This window comes from Pseudoalteromonas sp. Angola-30 (assembly GCF_028599215.1).
Lineage (GTDB): Bacteria > Pseudomonadota > Gammaproteobacteria > Enterobacterales > Alteromonadaceae > Pseudoalteromonas > Pseudoalteromonas atlantica.
This window is the reverse complement of record NZ_JAQREI010000003.1, coordinates 1-19,188: the sequence shown is the minus strand read 5'-3', so window position 1 is coordinate 19,188 and position 19,188 is coordinate 1. Positions and strand designations below refer to the sequence as shown.

Sequence of the window (19,188 nt, the reverse complement as noted above, 5' to 3'; positions counted from 1 at the left end):
TTACGTAGAAATTAAGAGGTTATTTAATTTAGGAGGTTTAAGAAAGTTTCAACAAAAAGATAAAAGCAGGTGCCCATACACACACCTGCTTAAATATACTACTGCCAGTACGGCTCTATATCAAAAGACGCTAAACGGCTTTGCTCCATTGCACTGACTAAGTAATCTGACTTTTGATCTAGCCACTGTTGAATTTTAGCCAATTGCTCGTCTTCTTGCCCGCCGCAAAGCTGCTTTAAATATTCCAGCGTGCTGAGCTCGTACATACCATGAGAAATATCCAGCCACGGCAGTCTAAATTCTAAGCGATCTTCTTTGTCAAACAATGACCCTAAGCAATTACCGCTTAATAAGCTGTTTTCTAGTTGGGTGCGTAAGCTTAAATAATCTTGTGCTGTAAGCGTTTGCTCTTTGGGAAGTAGCTTATCTAAATTTTGCCAATCTTTATTAAATAAACGTTTAGCAATTTTAGCTACTGGCTGCTCTGCCGCCTGTAGTTGAGTTTGCCCCCAAAACTTACGCCATTGTTTATCTACCAACCAAGTAGTCAACGACAGCAATAAACGGTTGTATCGCGCGCTTTGAAACAAAGCATTAATATCATCAATGCTTGGCTGTAGCTCTTTTAAATCATTAATAACTTGCGCTAATGCAGGCGCTGCATTTATTTTTTTATAAAATGCATGGCGTTTAGATGTATAAGTTTTTAGCTGAATTGCATTTTCAACCCAGGCTAATTCACTTAACAGCCACTTTAACTCTGTTCTTAATTGCTCAGTACTGTCTTTACTTACAATATCGTCAAACAACCAAAAATTATGCCTAATTAAGCTAATGCCATCAGTCACACGTTTGAGCGTTTTTAAACTTGGTTTGTCAAAATAACACTGCTCATGTTTTTGCACAAAACGAATACCAAAGTTCATGGCTTCTATTAGTGCTTGCTCTTGAGTTGCTTGTTTTTTTAATTTTACAAACCCAATAGACTTACTTGGTTTAAGCGGTGTTTCATCGGCTAGTCGGTATCCTCTAGCTGCTTTTGAATAAAGCCCTAAACGAATACAGTTTTGGCTAACAAGTTTATCTGCCAAAGCAAATAGCTCGTCTCTGTTGCCCTCAACAAGCTCTATTTCTAGCTCGCTAATAATATCAACCTTACCCGATGCTGCTATTTCGCCCTTATCTAGCACGACTTCAATTTTTGCGCCATTGGGGGTTTCTATTAACCAAGTACGACGAATAAAGTTAGTGCTAAAAATAGGATATAAATTATTGCTAATAGCATTTACTTGCATACCATGAGGCCAAATAGCATTATTAAATGCTAATAAATCAGGACGGCTTGATTCAATTGGTAAGTTGTATTCAGGACGTTGGTGTAGCCCACCCACAACTTCGCCAGCAAGCTTTATTGTTTGTTCGCATTTACTGTCGGCACAGCGGGTTCTAAAACCTATATCAAGGGCTCTAAGCTCTCTACTTGGGGTATCGTAATAGGCATTTTGCAAACTACGTGAAGGTTTATTAATAACCGTTTTAGCAAATTGTGTGATTAGCGAGGGGATCAGTGGAACAACGGCATCTGATACCAAAAACTTCAGTTCTATCTCAGTATCCATTAGGGTTGAGGATTACCTTTAAAATTAATAAGTGCTCAAAATAAACAAAGCCACCTCATTTTGCAAATTTTTTAACCTTTTTGGCTGAGCAACGCCCGCACTGGGTTACAATATCAACCTTGCTATTAACGCGTTTAATCCATACTATCTCACTACTTATGTGAAAATCTCAATCACAACCACAACGGACACGGATAGACTAACAAGGTAGATAAATGCTAAAACACTGTTTACTAGGGCTACTTTTAACAGCCACCTCGTTTATAAGCCAAGCACAAGAAGCTCAAACAGCCAATTCATCAGATGCAAATTCAGCTTATATAATCGATAATCTATATACCTTTATGCGCTCTGGCGCAGGTAAAAACTACCGCTTACTTGGCTCTGTAGATGCGGGTACTAAATTAACCGTGCTATCAAAAGAAGAAAACGGCTTTATAAAAATAAAAGACGATAAAGACCGTGAAGGTTGGGTTGAGTCTAAATTTATATCGCAAACGCCAGGGCTTCATCAGCAGTATCAAACACTCAGTAGCGAAATGAGCACAGTGCAAAACAAACTACGCCAAGCACAAGTTGAACTACCCCAGTTACAAGAACATAATCAAAGCTTAACTAATCAAAACAAATTGCTTAATCAACAAATTACTGAGCTGCAAACAACGCTTGAGCAAGAACGCGCTCAAAAACAAGCAGCCACTGCAAAAGAAAAACGCCAACTACTTACTTATGGTGGCGCTATTGCTTTTATAGGTTTGTTTTTAGGTATTATACTTACCGTTGTACTTTCGCGCCGTAAGCGCTACGAAGGGTGGGCTTAATTAACCAAAACCTTGGTTAACTAAGTTTAATAGCCGCTGGCTAATCATTAAAAAAGCACCCTTAGGTGCTTTTTTAATGTGTGTGTAATGTATTGCAATAAGCATTTGGTTTTTAAATATCCAAACGTAAACCAGGATCCTGCTTAATTTTTTCTATTACCATGTAAGTATGGTGAGTACCTACTCCCGGAATATCGACTAAGTCTCCTAGCACCTGTCGATACTCATCCATATCCGAGACCCTAATTTTTAGCAGGTAGTCGTACCCTCCCGCTACCATATCGCACTCTACAACTTGCTCAATTTTAAGTATATGCTCTTTAAATACTTTAAAAACAGCCGTGTTAGATGTCACCAGCGATACTTGCACATGTGCTACTAAGCTCTGATTCAGCTTTTGTTCGCTAAGCTTTGCGAAGTACCCTTCTATATAGCCTTCTTGCTCTAAACGTTTTACACGGTCAAGGCATGGACTAGGACTTAAATTAACCTGTTTTGCTAGGTTAACATTAGAAATTCTGCCGTTCTTTTGAAGAACGTCTAATATTGCTAAATCGATACGATCAAGCAGGCGTAATCTATTTGGACTTGTCATACAGAATTTTATACGGATAAGTTGAAAATATGCCCTGTAAATTATCGTAAATCGTGAAATTTAACCAGCATATTCTGCTGAAATTTAATTAGAATGCACGCATTACATCACTGGTAATTTATTGGTAGCAAAGTTGCTTTAGCTCAACAGCCCAAGCACATAAATTTTGTTCTACTATTTACATATTAACATTCCTAAGGGTTGCTTATGTTATTCAATGGCGATTTGACAACAACCTGTCCTACAAGACAGAAAATTCGTGATTTTTACCGCATTGATGAAAATGCTGTTATTGATCATATTTTACCACTTGCAGAAGTGGGTGTTAAAGCACGAAGCCGTGCATGGGAAAGAGCTCGCCAGATTGTTTTAAACATTCGAAAAGATCAAGACGGTCAAAGCGGTGTAGACGCACTTTTAAATGAATTCTCACTCTCTAGTGAGGAAGGTGTAGTGTTAATGTGTTTGGCCGAAGCCCTACTTCGCGTACCAGACAAAGCCACGCAAGATACGTTAATTCGTGACAAGCTTGCTAAAGGTGATTGGAGTTCTCATTTAGGAAGCAGCGATTCTTTATTCGTTAATGCTTCTTCGTGGGGATTATTAGTAACCGGTAAAATGGTTAACTACACAGATAAAACCAAAGAACAGCAATTTGGCATGCTTAAAAAGACCATAGGTCGTTTAGGCGAGCCTGTGATTCGCAAATCTGTAAACTTTGCCATGAAAATTATGGGTAAGCAGTTCGTTATGGGTCGCACCATTGACGAAGCCATTGAACGCGCTGCTGAAAAAGAGCAAAAAGGCTACGTTTACTCATACGACATGCTAGGCGAAGGCGCGCGCACAATGAAAGATGCTAAGCGTTACTTCGACAGCTACATGAACGCAATCCATGCAATTGGTAAAGCGGCAAATGGCCGTGGCCCAGTTAAAAGCCCAGGTATTTCAGTTAAACTTTCTGCTATTCATCCACGTTATGAGTTTACGCATAAAGACCGCGTAATGGCCGAAATTGTACCTAAACTGAAAGAGCTCGCGCTTGCTGCTAAAAAGTACGACATTGGCTTTACAGTTGATGCAGAAGAAGCTGACCGCTTAGATATTTCTCTAGATGTTATAGAAGCGGTATTCAGCGATGAAGATTTAGGTAACTGGCAAGGTTTTGGTTTAGCCGTACAAGCATACCAAAAGCGCGCTATTTTTGTTATTGAATGGGTAACTGAACTTGCTACTCGTGTAGGCCGTAAAATGATGGTTCGCCTTGTAAAAGGTGCCTACTGGGATACAGAAATTAAAACCACGCAACAAGATGGTTTAGAGCACTACCCAGTATTTACGCGTAAAGCAACTACCGATGTATCTTACAAAGCTTGTGCTATTAGAATGCTAGAAGCACGCGATGTACTGTACCCGCAATTTGCAACACACAACGCTTACACTGCAGCCACTATTTTAGAAGTTGCTAAAGGCGATAACACCGGATTTGAATTCCAGCGTTTACACGGTATGGGCGAATCTTTATTTGACCAAATCGTAAATGAAGAAAAAATTCAATGCCGTGTTTATGCACCCGTTGGCCAGCACGAAGACCTACTTGCCTACTTAGTACGTCGTTTACTAGAAAATGGCGCTAACTCATCGTTTGTAAACGCCATTGTAGATACCACTAAACCTGTTGAGTCGCTATTACCTGATCCAGTAGAAACACTGCAAGGTTTACGTAATAAGTACAATACGCAAATTAAAATGCCAATCGACTTATACGGCGATGAGCGTGCTAACTCTAAAGGCATGGACTTAACCGATATTAATGTAATTACGCCATTCAAAGAAAACCTTGAAAACTGGTTTAACGATCACTTAATTGATCAAAGCCAAGTACCTGAAGGCGCATTAGCAGTTAAAAACCCAGCTAATCACAACGAAATCATCGGCCACGTTAAACTCCAATCTGGCGATGAGATGAAAGACATTTTGGCCAATGCAGAAGCGGCGTTTGAGTCATGGTCGCAAACATCTGTAAAAGAGCGTGCTAATTTATTACGCCGCGTGGCAGATATTCTAGAGCGTCACCACGATGAGCTCGTAGCTATATGTATTAAAGAAGCCGGTAAAATTGCGCAAGATGGTATTGACGAAGTACGTGAAGCCGTTGATTTTTGTCGCTACTACGCGGCACGTGCAGAAGAACTTGCAAGCGATGAGCGCTTTGAAGCACGCGGTGTAATTTTATGTATTAGCCCGTGGAACTTCCCGCTTGCTATTTTCTTAGGTCAGGTGGCCGCTGCGATAGTGACTGGTAATACTGTTATTGCAAAACCTGCAGAGCAAACAAGCTTAATCGCACTTCGCGCTATTGAGTTAATGCTTTCGGTTGGCTTACCAGAGCATGTAGTACAGCCGGTGATTGCCCGTGGTTCTGAGGTAGGTAAAACAATTGTACCTGATGAGCGTATTCAGGCAGTTATGTTTACCGGTTCTACAGAAACAGGCACACTGATTTCACAAACACTGGCTGCGCGTAACGATATTCAAGTACCGTTAATTGCAGAAACCGGTGGCCAAAACTGTATGATTGTGGATTCAACAGCGCTGCCAGAGCAAGTTGTTGATGATGTAATAAGCTCAGGTTTCCAAAGCGCAGGTCAGCGTTGTTCAGCACTGCGTGTATTGTTTATACAAGAAGATGTAGCCGATGGCATTATTGAAATGCTTAAGGGCGCACTCGCCGAGCTGCATATTGGCGACCCGTCATTACTTTCTACCGATGTAGGCCCAGTAATTGATGAAAAAGCCCTTAAAACGCTAAATGATCATGTTGAATACTTAAAAGGTAATGCAACACTTCATTACGAGTGTAAGATCCCTGATAACACTGAAAATGGCGCCTACTTTTTTGCCCCTCGTTTATACGAAATCGAAGATTTATCAGTACTTAAACGTGAAGTATTTGGTCCATGTGTGCACATTGTTCGCTTTAAAGCGAATGATATCGACAACGTGATTGACCAAATTAACAACACAGGTTATGGCTTAACAATGGGTGTTCACTCACGTATTGAAGAGCGTTGTGAGTACCTAGCTAAAATGTCGCGTGCGGGTAACGTATATGTAAACCGCAACATGATTGGTGCCATTGTAGGTGTGCAACCATTTGGTGGCCGTGGTTTATCTGGTACTGGCCCTAAAGCCGGTGGCCCTAACTACCTGCAGCGTTTAGTAAAAGAGAAAGCATCACCTGATAACGTGCAAATGACTAACCTAACGCCAGATGAGCTTGATTTACACCATTACAGCGGTGCAAACGAGCAAGTTGAAAAGCTAATGGCTAACTCAATGCGCGATGAGAAAATTTGGCGTGCAACACCGTTAAATGACCGTGTATCGGCTGTTCGTCAGTTGCTTGCTAAAGTAGCAACGGTCGAAATTATTGATGACCTAGCGGACGATTTGGCATTAACGCTTTCAGAAGCGCGTGCACAACTTAACCGTTTAGAAAAACATATGCGTAAGTTTACTACTTTGCCTGGGCCTACTGGTGAATCAAACACCTTGCACCTTGAAGCACGTGGTTGTGTAGTATGTTATGCAGATAAAAGCACGTCATTTAACTTTTGGGCGCTTTCAATCATTACAGCACTTGCTGCAGGTAATACAGTAATTACGGTAGCATCAGAGCTATTTTACGACGAAGCGGTAGCCTTTAAAGATAAGTTTATTGCCACAGGCGTTGCTGAGGGCGTGTTCCAGGTTGCAAAACCTAATCAGCTACAAGCTATTTTGGCTCACCCTCACTTAGCGGGTGCGGTGGTTGCTGCACGTTCGTCTCGTTTAGGTTACTTCAGCCAACAACTTGCACAGCGTAAAGGCGCTATTTTACCAGTAATTACTTCAGAGTATTACGATACGTTAATTAAGCGCTTAATTACTGAAAAAACGATCAGTATAGATACTACCGCATCTGGTGGTAATACTTCACTGATGACCCTAGTAGAAGATGACGAATAGCCCATCCAATACTAATTAACTAAAAATGTAAAAAAAGGCACTTAAAAAGTGCCTTTTTTTTTATATTGAAACGTATAATGATGCTAATTTAAACAAAGACCCATTACAGAAGCAAAAAAATTGAAAGTTATCTCTATTTCGCAATTACAGCCTGGCATGTTTGTTCAAAGTGTTACAAAACAAACTGGGCGCATTAAAATTAAAAACCAAGGCTGGGTTAAAACTCAGACGAGTATCGATAAGCTCAAAAAAGCGGGCATTTTAGAAATAGAGATAGATCCAGATAAAACATTAACTACACCCGAGCCCGACACCCAAGCCCCAGCGCCTAAGGCTGAGATTAAAAAACGCGACCCTTGGCTTAAAGTTCATAGTAGCGAACAAGAAATGGGCAAAGCTAAAAAGCTCTACGACGAAGCTAAAACACTTCAACAAAAGGCCTTTGGCGATATAAAAGCGGGTAGAGATATAGACATAGCGCCTTTTAAAGAGCTTGCCAGTGGCTTTATGGACTCTATTTTTAGAAACCAAGATGCCCTAGCCTGCTTAACCCAAATGCGTCAAAAAGATGCTTACTTATTAGAGCACTCTATCAACGTTTCTATTTTAATGGGTATTTTTGCAAAGCACTTAGGCATAGAACGCGACATTATTGTAGAGCTCACTACAGGTGCTTTGTTGCATGACATAGGAAAAATTAAAATTCCTGACAAAGTGCTCAATAAACCGGGCCGCTTTAGTGAAGACGAATTTAAAATTATGCAAAACCATGCTCTGTATTCTAAGCAAATTTTGGAAGAAGCAGGATTAACGGGGATTGCTGTAGATATTGCCGGCCTACACCATGAGCGCTTAGATGGGAAAGGCTACCCGTTTGCCAAAAAAGGTGATGAGATAAGCCAATACGTACGTATGGCGTCAATTGTAGATGTATATGATGCACTTACGGCAGAGCGGGTATATAAAGCCGGTATGGAGCCTATAAAAGCGTTTAAAATTTTAAAAGATGGTTGCCCTGATAGTTTTGATGGTGAACTACTTACTAAGTTTATCCAATGTATTGGCATTCACCCAGTAGGCACCTTAGTGCGCTTATCTAGCCAAAAAGTAGGCTTGGTTACACAGAGTAACCCTGAAACACCTTTAAAGCCGGTGGTTAAAACATTTTATAGTGCTAAACACGGTCGCTACACGGAAATGCAAGATATAAACTTGGCAAATAAAAAAACAGCTGACAAGCTCGAATCAACTGTTAAGCCGACCGACTACAACATTGATTTAGAGCGCTTTTACAAAAACGCTATTTTACCCTGAGTTAAAAAGTAAAGCCGCAGTTTTGCGGCTTTACTTTATTGGCTGCGCTTTATTGCGGCCAATCCTGCAAAGCTTTAATACTGAATTCATAACCATCAAAATCAAGTACACTTTGCTCTGGGGTAATTTCGCGCACTGTTAGTGCCCCAATGCTCTCCCCTTCGTGTAGCTCTCTGCCATTAAGCTTTATCCAGCGTTTATCTGCACTTGAAGAGTATATATGTGCTTGGTATTTAATGCTTGGCAGCATGGCTTGTAAGCCATCTGGTAATAGCTCAACCGGTTTAACTCGAGATGAACTGCGAGAGGCCTGCGTTACTTCGTAATCTTGTTCTTGCTCCGAGTCTTTTATCGCTTGTGCAAAGGCATCTTTTAATCTACTCGGTACAGCATCAAGCTCCGGACTACTTTGCGGCGCTTGCGTGTGTGGCGTATTTTCACCATTCAGTGGTTTTCCAAGCACTTTGTACTTGCTCATATCTAAACCTGCTGAGCTTGTATTTTGTGTTTGTGGCTGCATAAATTGCGAGTTTTGGCCGTGTGCATTATAAGCAAGTGGATTATAGCTTTGCGTATTAGGTAGCTGTGCATTGTAAGTCGGCTGATTAAACGCATTTTGATTATACCCGTTAGCATTTATAGGGGTTTGCACATTGTAACCTGGTTGCTGCTGCGCCGGATTATCATTAATAGGGATATACTGCCCTTGTGGGGTAAGCAACATTTTTTGTACCCCGGTAGGTGTTTGTACATACACCAACTGCCCTTCAATCGTTGCTTTATTACTATTTTTTTCAGCCTCTGAAGAAGGTGATGTTACAGGCTTTACGGCTTTATTTTGCGCTATAGCTGGCTCATCTGTTACTGCTTGTTTTTGTTTTTTGCTATCAGTGCTAACAACGTCAACCGGCTGGCTTGTTTTTAATAGTGCGCTGCTTTGAAACCACTTACCCGCTGTAAAGCCACCCGCTATGGCAATAAATGCTGCAATTGCGCCACCAAGTAGCCACACCATTTTTTTATAGCGCGTAAGTGCTTGCTGCTGTTTTAACTGCGCTGACTGCAAATCATATTGCTCGGCGCTCATATCTGCTTGTTGAGATTGCTTTAATGCATCTAATAAATAAGACATAAATTACCTAACTATATAATAAACGACATGCCAACACCTACTGCAAACAAAGCAGCAAATGCTAAGTAATAATAAACACGGCCAGTGGATTTAGGCGCATTATTCTGCGCAGCCACAAAGTCTATAGGCAGTGATTCTTGGGCTGATTGCTTTATAATATCACTATCAACAATAAGCTGCTGCTTAGAAAAAGCCCCGACTAACGCGCGCTCACAGACTAAATTCATTAAGCGTGGAATGCCGCCAGTTAACTGATGTACAGCTTGCATCGCATCGAGCGAAAAAACGCCTTTATCACACCCGGCAATATGTAAACGATGCTTTATATACGCAACTGTTTGCCCTTGGGTGAGCGGTAATAAATGATACCGTGCTGTAATTCGCTGCGCTAACTGCCTAAGCTCAGTACGTTTTAATAATGCCTGAAGCTCTGGTTGACCCACTAAGACTATTTGTAGCAGTTTTTTATGATCAGTTTCTATGTTAGTTAATAGTCGTAATTGCTCAAGCACATCGGGGGCAAGGAGCTGCGCTTCATCAATAATTAAAATTGTGTGCCCGCCCGCTTTGTTATTAGCCTCTAGGTGCTGCTTAATAATGTCGGTTAAACTTTTAAGGGTGGCATTTTGGGCATCGTAAGTAATGTTTAGCTCATCACAAATACTGGCCAAAAGCTCAAGCTCCGACAGCGCCGGATTATGGATCATTGCAACTTGAGTGTTCTCTGGCAGTTGCTCTAACATACTGCGGGTAATGGTGGTTTTGCCTGTTCCCACTTCGCCGGTTAGCAATACAAACCCGCCATCTTCGCCTAAACCATAGGTTAAGTGGGCAAGTGCCTCTTTGTGGCGTTCGCTTAAAAATAAATAATGGGGGTTGGGCGAGATCGAAAATGGCTTTTCGCTCAAGCCAAAGTAGCTTAAATACACCGCAATGTTCCTTCGTCATTAAAACTCGGCCTATAATGGCAAAAAAAACGACAAAGTAACAACGTTGTATGCGCTTTATTATTGAAATAACGTAAATTTATGTAAAACAAAAAAGCGCCGCTAAGTTTAGCGGCGCTTTTGTATTAAAGATAAGTGCTTGGCTATTTTATTTTACTTAGTTTTCGTAACGCACTAAACGTAAATACACGTCACTGGTTTTAGCATGTAAGCTATTAAGCCCGCTATCAAACTGGTAAACCCATGCTGAGCTCATCGTGCTTACCCCTGAGGTATTACTCCAGTAGTTTTGCAATTTAGTGCCTAAAAACACCTCTTCGTTAATACTTGGCTCGGTGCAGCTGTGCTCTAAAATACTGGCAAGCTCTTTAATATTAGGCACCTGCCAATCGTCGTAATCGGCAGTGGTGTCGTTTTCTGCACCTCTGAGTGCTTCTTGCCAATTAAGTGACGGGGTAGAGCCTGTACATGTTTCAGTGTCGCTATCGTAAACTTGTCCGTAGCTACAACGTTGCCACATTAGGCCTGTTTCTGTATCTAACACTGTGCCATCGTCATTAAGAGTGAAGCGAGTGGTTGGTGTTGTTGTATCCGCCCCGTCGTAACACGTTTGCGCTGCAGCTAGTTGAAAGCTTACGCTAAATACAGCCATTGAAAATAGTAAGCATGTTTTCATGATTTTCTCCTATCGGCTTCTGACTAAACGTACATACGCGTATTTTTCTTTCGGGTAGGCTAAGTCATTCCCGTTGCTCATATCGATAATGTACGCTTGCGATAAGCTGGTACCATCGGCTGCAGTTTGCGATGTCCAGTACGGTAAATTCACATCATCTATAGCGCCTGCTTCTGGCATATTTGGAAAAAACGCTTCATCAATTAATACGTTTTCGCCCTGCTTGCCATAATCAATTAAGCTCAACAGCTCAGTGTAAGTTGGTAAGCGCCAATTGGTACCGCCGCAAAAATCTAAGTCGTTCACTTCATTTATATAGGTTTGCACACCACAGCTTGTATCATCTGGACAGGTGGTATTAGCAGTACTGGTATCGGTAAAGGTTGTCGTGCCTAAATCCCAAAAGTAATGATTTTGGCCATCGCGTAAGGTGGTATTAGGTAATGTACCTGACTCTACACTTTTCACTTCCCATACAAGCCCCGTTACGTTGTCGCGTATACAAGTAAAGTCGTCACTATCATCCGCTACTTCATCAGCAAACTGATTTAGCTTAGTGTAGTCAAACGCAAGGTTACCTTGGCCTGCTTTATCGAGTTGGTTGGCAAAGCTGTCTCGGCCAAGCTCTGCATCTTGACCCGGAAAGTCACTACTTTGGCAATTGATACGCTGGGTATTGTTATAACACTCGCCTAGGCCACTGTCGTTAATTAACCCTAATGCTTTTGGTGATACATCAATAAATACGGTATCGGTGTCAGTGCGCCCTTTATAATCAGTAACAGTGACTTCAAAGCTCAATGTGGTATCTAAATCAACGTCGGAGGCAAAAAATGTCGTGGTACATTGGCTAGTATTTGCCAGCGTTTCGGCATTGCCTGTTAATTGTTGCCAGCTACATGAAAACGTATCTGTTAGGGTGTCACTTTCACTTGCATCTAAGGTCACTTCCTCAAATTCTTCAACGTTTTGGTCATCTCCGGCATTGGCCACAACCAGCTCGTCTGTTTTATTTAATGTCATACTGTATTCAGTACTTGCCTCGCCGCCCTCGTCGTCGGTAACGCTTAATTGCCATATTAAATTAGTATTTGATTCAAGCAGCGGGTGGCTAAAACTTACCGTAGAGTTGTCAAAGTCGGTTACATCTAAATCTGGGCCTGAAATTAATTGCCACTGATAGCTATTAATTTGGCCATTTTCATCAGGGTCGCTCGACTCTTCAGCACTTAACGTTACGGTGTCGTTATAGGTTGAAGGCAGTGTTTCTGGGGCTGTTTGACTAACAACAGCAAGCGGTAATTGATTACTTGAGGTAATAAATATGCTCACGTTGTCACTAACTAAGCTGCCGTTATCTGTTTGATAGCTTACAGATAGTACAAGTTCACTATCGGCTTTAACATCGGGCGCAGTAATTGTTTGCTCTGCACCTTCAAGCGGGAAGCCGTCCACAGATGGGCCGCTAACGCGCTGCCAAGTAAAGGTACCGTCATCTGGTGAGCCTTGTGCGGTGATTGTAAACTCTGTTTTTTCTACAACTTGTAGATCGATTCCGGCATTAACCGAGGTTTCAACAGCAGAGTCTTCACTACCGCCGCCTCCACCGCCACAGGCAGCCAATAAAAAACAAGATATAAGGGGAGTAAAAGCAAACGCTTTCATAAAACGCACCTATAATGTCAAATAATTACTATAGTGTAATCACTAGCAATAAAGGTGCCATTTAGAGTTATTCCAATTCGCTTAATTAAGTGCTCCATTTTGAGGCTGGAAAACGTGTCGCAAAATGATTAAGCATTATTGTGGATTGGTATTACATATACGTATCTTGATGAATACGCACAAACAGCTTAGTGCCTATTTTTGAGTAATCTACTTTGTATTCACGCCCATCAAGCGCCTGAATAAACAACAGCTGTTTTTCTTCACCAAAAATATCAGCGCTACTTACATTAACAATTTCAAGGTAACGCTCTTTGGCATCACGCCGGTTTTTAGGTAGCTCCTCTTTAAATGGCTCCAAACCATTTTGAGTTACCTTTATACGTGGGTGCTGCTCTGCATTTACAATGACTAGATCAAGCTTTTTATCTTTATGGATGATGGTATTGCGACCACTCTTTATAAAAGATCTTTCTTGGCTCATTATTTTTCCTACTATCGCATTTAGTGTCCAACTTGCGATGCTATAAACCGTTCAGGTGCGCGTTTCCATTTATTTAAATCGGCACTGAACGACCAAATGTCTGTCTCTAATACACTTGCGGGTAACAGTAAATTATATCCCGTTAACAACTCAAGGTGCTTGGCTCTGTTAGCAAACATAGCTATAAGTCCAGTATAGCTAAATCCTTTAGGTGAGGTGTATTGTGTCTCTTCTATTAACCATTCTGATGGGCAATTGCCATTTTTGCAATGTTTTTGAACAGCTTGCATAAATAAATTACGCTGCTCTATCAGTAGTTTTCCGGCAATGCGTGGGTGTATAGCGCTTAAAAATTCGTCCATATCATTGAGTTTTAAACCTACTGCGTTTAATTCAAGGTGTTCAAGGCCGTCAGCCACCTTAGGAATACCGCTGTGGTGTAAGTTACTAACATGTAACTGCCACTGGCCATACTTATGCTGATACACAAGTAAGGACTCACTAAGCACTAAACTGTAATAAGGTTCCTGTGTTTTTAAAAAACCAATAAAAATAGCAGCTATGCACATGCTTACTAAAAAAATTTCTATTAAGCTAATTTCACCCGGGCGCAGTAAATTAAACAGCATAATAAATACTAAACCTACGCTGCCTACAGTAAGTACTTCAATGCCATTGCGCGCCCCTTGCGCCCTGTATTTTATTATTGAACTTGGCTTACCCATATTGGTAAAAAACCATATAAAATAAAAACATAACAATACCCCAAAGTATTATTTTTCTCATTGTTAAACAGGTTTTACACTGCGGTAGTTGCTTCATCGTTTTATCATAATTTTAGTGTTAAATAGGAACAAGTAATTAGTCTCATAAATTTTTACGCCTAACGCACAAATTTATGAGACACATAACCGCCTTTTCACGGTCTTATTTCGTACAATACTTACAATTTATTTTCAGGTATGAAAACGATGTATTCAAAACAGTCAGGTAAAGCTCTTTTTCCATTTTTAATTACGCTTCTTGTTATTTTAAGTGTGTACTTATATTTGCCATCTAGCCATGGCGAACAATCTAATTCAAGTGATACACCCACACAGGTAATGGCTCATACGGTATCGTCTCAAGAAAACACCGTTATGATTGAAGCCATAGGCAGTGCACGCGCAAACCAAGCAATTTATATAAAAAGCGCACAAAGCGATTATGTTACACACATATATTTTGAAGATGGCGACTTAGTAAGTAAAGGCCAACGCCTTGTGCAGCTGCAAAATCAGCAAGAACAATACGCTGTAAAAGAGCTAGGCATTAACTTAAAAGAAGAAAAACGTCAGTTAAGCCGCCTTACTGAGCTTTCTCGTACGCAATCTACCGCTAAATCATTATTAGAAGAGCAGCTTTCTCGCGTAGATGCCACGCAAGCCCAACTAGAAAGTGCTAAAACCAAACTTGATGAAATGCTAATTACCGCGCCGTTTTCTGGCTTATTAGGCAAACGAGAAGTGTCGGTTGGTGCTTATGTAAGTAGCGATACAATTATTACAACACTTGATGATATTAGTATTATAAAAGTTGACTTTAAAGTCCCTGAAAAATATTTATCTCAACTTAACCTAGGCATGAAAGTACATACTCAAAACGATGCCTACCCGGGGCGCACCTTTACCGGCAAAGTGACCCATATTAGTTCTCGTATCGACTCGATTACTCGCAGTGTAGAAGTAACCGCAAGCTTTGCTAATAAATCCGGGTTATTACGCCCTGGGATGCTTTTAAACACCGCTCTGGAGCTTAGTAGTAATCAGGCGCTTATGGTGCCAGAAAAAGCCGTGATCCCACTGCAAGATAAACATTTTGTATACCAAGTAAAAGAGGGTATTGCCAACAAGGTAGAAGTGCATGTTGCTGGCAGAAATAACGGCTGGGTAGCGATTGATGAAGGCCTTAGCGATGGCGAGCAAGTGATTACCGAAGGCATTATTAAAATTCGCCCTGGTAGCAAAGTAAGTGTTGAGGGTTAATCGGTGAAAATTACAGATACGAGTGTTAAACGCCCTGTTTTTGCCATAGTAATTAACTTACTACTGCTAACATTTGGCTTGGTGGCTTTTTCGATGCTACCACTTAGAGAATACCCAGATATTGAAACCCCTATTGTCAGTATTAGTACTGACTACACTGGTGCTTCGGCAGAAATAGTCGAGACAAAAATAACGCAAATATTAGAAAACCGGATATCGGGTATTGAAGGCATTAAAAGTATTAATTCTTCAAGCAGAAATGGGCGCTCTAATATCGTTATTGAGTTTGATATAAGCCGTGATATTGACGCAGCCTCAAACGATGTACGAGAGCGAGTTGCCCGCGCACTAGATAACCTACCAGAGCAAGTACGCCCACCAGAGGTATCTAAGTCAAACAGCGACGAGAGCCCTATAGCCTGGTTTGTACTTAACAGTGAAACCATGAACTCGCTGCAATTGAGCGATTATGCACAGCGCTTTATTGTCGACCGATTAGCCGTTGTAGATGGCGTTTCAAATGTACGTATTGGTGGTGAGCGCCAATACGCCATGAAAATTTGGCTAAACCGCCAAGCCATGGCCGCTCGTGGGATCACTTCGAGTGATATCGAAAACACCCTACGCAGCGAAAACGTAGAGCTACCAGCAGGTGAAATTGAGTCTATCGACCGCGACTTTACCGTACGTACAGCGCGTAGCTATAAAGACCAACGTGATTTTCAAAACTTAGTTATTAAACGCGGTGAAGACGGCTACCTTGTGCGTTTAGGTGAAGTTGCCGATGTACATTTAGAAGCCGCCGACGATGAAAGCCTGTTCCGTGGTAACGGCCGTAACATGATTGGCCTTGGCATAGTAAAGCAAGCAAAAGCAAACACCTTAACAGTGGTAGACAACGCCCGCAGTGAACTTGAAAAAATAAAACGTAATTTGCCAGAGGGCACCACTATTCAAGACAGCTACGATTCGTCTATTTTCATTAAAGAGTCAATCAACGAAGTATATAGCACGCTTGCCATTTCTATGGGATTAGTAGTGTTAATAATATTTATCTTTTTAGGTAATATTCGCGCTACGCTTATCCCTGCTGTTACAGTGCCTGTAGCACTTGTTGGCAGCTTTATGTTTTTACTTGCCATGGGTTATTCAATCAACTTATTAACCTTACTTGCGCTGGTATTAGCAATTGGCCTGGTCGTAGATGACGCCATTGTAATGCTTGAAAATATTCACCGTCGTATTGAGCTTGGCGAGCCACCTTTATTAGCGGCCTTTAGAGGCGCCCGCGAAGTAGGTTTTGCAATTATTGCGACAACGCTTGTGCTTATTTCGGTGTTTGTACCTTTAGTATTTATGGATGGCCGAATTGGCGCTTTGTTTACAGAGTTTGCAATGGCTGTAAGTGCCGCGGTGTTTTTCTCTAGTATTACTGCCCTTACGCTCTCGCCGGCGCTGTGCTCTAAAGTTTTAAAAGCGTCAGAAAAAGAAAGTAAATTTAGCCAATGGATGGACCGTGTTTTTAGCAAAGTTGAAAACAGTTACCGCCAATCGCTTACCTCAAATATGACCAAAAAATGGGGCTTAATGATAAGCCTAGTACTTGCTGGTTTTGTTAGCTACTCGTTGTTTTTGCAAGTGCCCTCTGAGCTTACGCCAAAAGAAGACCGCGGTACCTTTTTTATTATGATGAGCGGCCCTGAAGGCGCAAGTTATGAAAATAACGCAGCCAACATGGCCAAAATAGAAGAGCGCCTGCTTCCTTACTCAGAAGCTGGCGAATTAAGCCGTGTTTTAGTACGCGTACCGGGCTGGGGCGGCAGTGGCGGTGTTGCTATCGTTGGTATGGCCGATTGGGATAAGCGCAAGCGCTCTACCTGGGAAGTTATGGACGAAATAAGCGCCAAAATGACCGAAGTAACAGATGTACGTGCCTTTGCTATTATGCGCCGTGGTATTGGCGGTGGCGGCTCCTCTCGCCCCATAGAGTTTGTACTACAAGGTAACGATTACGAGCAACTTGCTGATTGGCGCGACCGCATTATAGAGCGCGCAGAAAAAAATCCAGGCTTGGTAAGAATCGATCACGACTATAAAGAAACCTTTCCACAATTTTTAGTCAGCATAGATAAAAACAAAGCCGCCGATTTAGGTGTGTCAGTATCAGATGTAGGCACCACGCTTGAAACCATGTTAGGGCAGCGCCGTGTTACCACCTTTATTGACCGTGGTGAAGAATACGATGTAATTTTAAAAGGCACTAAACAAGACTTTACAAACCCTACTGACATTTCAAATATTTACCTTAAATCACGCAGTGGTGAACTGGTCCCACTAGATAGCCTTATAAGCTTAAAAGAAGAGGCCACAGCATCGCGCTTAAACCGTTATAACCGAATGCGCGCCATTACACTAAGCGCTAATCTTGCGGACGGCTATACACTTGAACAAGCACTTAACTTTTTAAACAAAGTAGCCGCAGAAGAAAACGACATTGACGGCGCTGTAGATTATAAAGGTGAATCACAATTATATTACGAAGGCGCATCGGCCATGACCTATGTATTTGTGCTTGCCCTAACTGTAACCTTTTTAGTTTTAGCTGCGCAATTTGAAAGCTTTATGCACCCATTTGTCATTATGCTAACAGTACCACTTGGCCTAATGGGTGCCATGTTTGGCCTATGGGCAACGGGCTTAACGCTTAATATTTATAGCCAAATTGGTATTGTAATGCTGATAGGTTTAAGCGCTAAAAATGGTATTTTAATAGTCGAATTTACCAACCAACTGCGTGATAAAGGCGTAGAATTTAGCGAGGCTATTTTGCAAGCGGCCACTCAGCGCCTGCGCCCAATAATAATGACCTCTCTGACTACGGTAATGAGCGCAGTGCCTTTAGTATTGGCATCAGGCCCAGGCGCAGAGAGCCGCATGGTAATTGGTGTGGTGGTATTTACAGGGGTTATTGTATCAACATTGCTAACACTTTATGTTGTGCCTGCAGCGTATTATGCCCTAGCCCGCAACACACAGTCGCCAGAGTTCTTACAGCAAAAATTAAATAAGCAAGCCGACTCTCACCCGTTAAAAGACAGCGAAGAAATTTAACTGAGCTTACACTGCGCCGTAACTTGCTGTTACGGCGTATTCAATTTATGCTCGCCTTAATACTGTAACATACATAATTAGGACAACTTATGAGCACATCAACACAACTAGCAACATTTGGTGGAGGCTGTTTTTGGTGTATAGACGCTGCATTCAGACGAGTAAAAGGTGTACTAAACGTAAGCTCAGGTTACACCGGCGGCCATACCGACAACCCCACGTATAAATCGGTCTGCTCTGGTACAACAGGCCATGCTGAGGTTGTGCAACTGGAATTTGACAGCGCTGTAGTGAGTTTTGAAACACTGCTTAGCATGTTTTTTACGTTACACGATGCCACGCAATTAAATCGCCAAGGTAACGATATTGGCACACAGTATAGAAGTGTTGTTTATTACCACAACGATGCGCAATTAAATAAAACCAATGAGATGATAGCCCAGTTACAAAACCATATTAGCGAGCCAATAGTGACAGAGGTTAGCCCTGCTACCACATATTACCCAGCGGAGCATTATCATCAAGATTACTACAACGAAAACCCACAGCAGGGTTACTGTAGTATTTTAATAGCACCTAAATTACACAAGTTTGAAACTGTATTTAAAGAGTTTTTAGCTGACTAGCTAATTTGCGTTGTTAAAATAATTCAAGTAATTCTAATACCAATCCGCATAATTAAGTGATCTATTTTGAGGATGGATAAACGTGTTGATAGCAAGGCAAAAAATTCGCTATTTAGTTGTTCTAAATGAGAATTTTTTAACGCAGATAGCGACACATTTAGCC

14 protein-coding genes are annotated in these 19,188 nt (G+C 41.5%); 6 read left to right on the top strand and 8 right to left on the bottom strand.

Features of this window, described 5'->3' with window-relative positions; all coding sequences use genetic code 11:
• Positions 1-98: 98 nt before the first annotated feature.
• Complete coding sequence (locus PSH54_RS05405) at positions 99-1,619, bottom strand: CYTH and CHAD domain-containing protein (protein ID WP_273605654.1); 1,521 nt, start codon at positions 1,617-1,619, stop codon at positions 99-101.
• A 215-nt stretch (positions 1,620-1,834) separates the two neighbouring features.
• Here PSH54_RS05405 and PSH54_RS05400 point away from each other — a divergent pair, with 215 nt between their 5' ends.
• Positions 1,835-2,440, top strand: coding sequence for a TIGR04211 family SH3 domain-containing protein (locus tag PSH54_RS05400; RefSeq protein ID WP_024034313.1), 606 nt, complete (start codon positions 1,835-1,837; stop codon positions 2,438-2,440).
• Between the two features lie 112 nt (positions 2,441-2,552).
• On the opposite strand, the gene PSH54_RS05395 is transcribed toward PSH54_RS05400, so the two are convergent.
• Complete coding sequence (locus tag PSH54_RS05395) at positions 2,553-3,035, bottom strand: winged helix-turn-helix transcriptional regulator (protein ID WP_055252943.1); 483 nt, start codon at positions 3,033-3,035, stop codon at positions 2,553-2,555.
• Between the two features lie 207 nt (positions 3,036-3,242).
• Between PSH54_RS05395 and putA the strand changes: the two genes are divergently transcribed.
• On the top strand, positions 3,243-7,046 hold the full coding sequence (putA, locus tag PSH54_RS05390) for a bifunctional proline dehydrogenase/L-glutamate gamma-semialdehyde dehydrogenase PutA (protein WP_029773864.1): 3,804 nt from the start codon (positions 3,243-3,245) through the stop codon (positions 7,044-7,046).
• Between the two features lie 120 nt (positions 7,047-7,166).
• Positions 7,167-8,360: an HD-GYP domain-containing protein gene (locus tag PSH54_RS05385; RefSeq protein WP_273605653.1), complete on the top strand. Its 1,194-nt coding sequence runs from the start codon at positions 7,167-7,169 to the stop codon at positions 8,358-8,360.
• Positions 8,361-8,409: 49 nt separating this feature from the next.
• Here the strand turns inward: PSH54_RS05385 and PSH54_RS05380 are convergent, their stop codons facing one another.
• The 6 genes from PSH54_RS05380 to PSH54_RS05355 form a co-directional block, all read right to left on the bottom strand.
• Complete coding sequence (locus PSH54_RS05380; RefSeq protein ID WP_273605652.1) at positions 8,410-9,492, bottom strand: general secretion pathway protein GspB; 1,083 nt, start codon at positions 9,490-9,492, stop codon at positions 8,410-8,412.
• A gap of 11 nt (positions 9,493-9,503) precedes the next feature.
• On the bottom strand, positions 9,504-10,421 hold the full coding sequence (locus PSH54_RS05375) for an ExeA family protein (RefSeq protein ID WP_273605651.1): 918 nt from the start codon (positions 10,419-10,421) through the stop codon (positions 9,504-9,506).
• A 175-nt stretch (positions 10,422-10,596) separates the two neighbouring features.
• Positions 10,597-11,115 carry an Lcl C-terminal domain-containing protein gene (locus PSH54_RS05370; RefSeq protein ID WP_273605650.1) on the bottom strand — a complete coding sequence of 173 codons (519 nt, stop codon included), beginning with the start codon at positions 11,113-11,115 and terminating at the stop codon, positions 10,597-10,599.
• A 9-nt stretch (positions 11,116-11,124) separates the two neighbouring features.
• Positions 11,125-12,780 carry an Lcl C-terminal domain-containing protein gene (locus PSH54_RS05365; protein WP_273605649.1) on the bottom strand — a complete coding sequence of 552 codons (1,656 nt, stop codon included), beginning with the start codon at positions 12,778-12,780 and terminating at the stop codon, positions 11,125-11,127.
• 151 nt (positions 12,781-12,931) lie between these two features.
• Entirely contained in the window at positions 12,932-13,264 is a 333-nt protein-coding gene (locus PSH54_RS05360) for a hypothetical protein (protein ID WP_054983190.1), read from the bottom strand.
• Between the two features lie 20 nt (positions 13,265-13,284).
• Positions 13,285-13,989, bottom strand: coding sequence for a DUF2982 domain-containing protein (locus tag PSH54_RS05355; protein WP_004587177.1), 705 nt, complete (start codon positions 13,987-13,989; stop codon positions 13,285-13,287).
• Between the two features lie 246 nt (positions 13,990-14,235).
• Here PSH54_RS05355 and PSH54_RS05350 point away from each other — a divergent pair, with 246 nt between their 5' ends.
• The 3 genes from PSH54_RS05350 (at position 14,236) to msrA (ending at position 19,025) form a co-directional block, all read left to right on the top strand.
• Positions 14,236-15,288 carry an efflux RND transporter periplasmic adaptor subunit gene (locus PSH54_RS05350; protein WP_054983189.1) on the top strand — a complete coding sequence of 351 codons (1,053 nt, stop codon included), beginning with the start codon at positions 14,236-14,238 and terminating at the stop codon, positions 15,286-15,288.
• A gap of 3 nt (positions 15,289-15,291) precedes the next feature.
• Positions 15,292-18,399 (top strand): efflux RND transporter permease subunit, encoded by a 3,108-nt coding sequence (locus PSH54_RS05345; RefSeq protein WP_004587179.1) that lies wholly within the window; start codon positions 15,292-15,294, stop codon positions 18,397-18,399.
• A gap of 89 nt (positions 18,400-18,488) precedes the next feature.
• Positions 18,489-19,025 (top strand): peptide-methionine (S)-S-oxide reductase MsrA, encoded by a 537-nt coding sequence (gene msrA, locus PSH54_RS05340; protein WP_029773872.1) that lies wholly within the window; start codon positions 18,489-18,491, stop codon positions 19,023-19,025.
• The last annotated feature ends 163 nt before the right edge of the window (positions 19,026-19,188 follow it).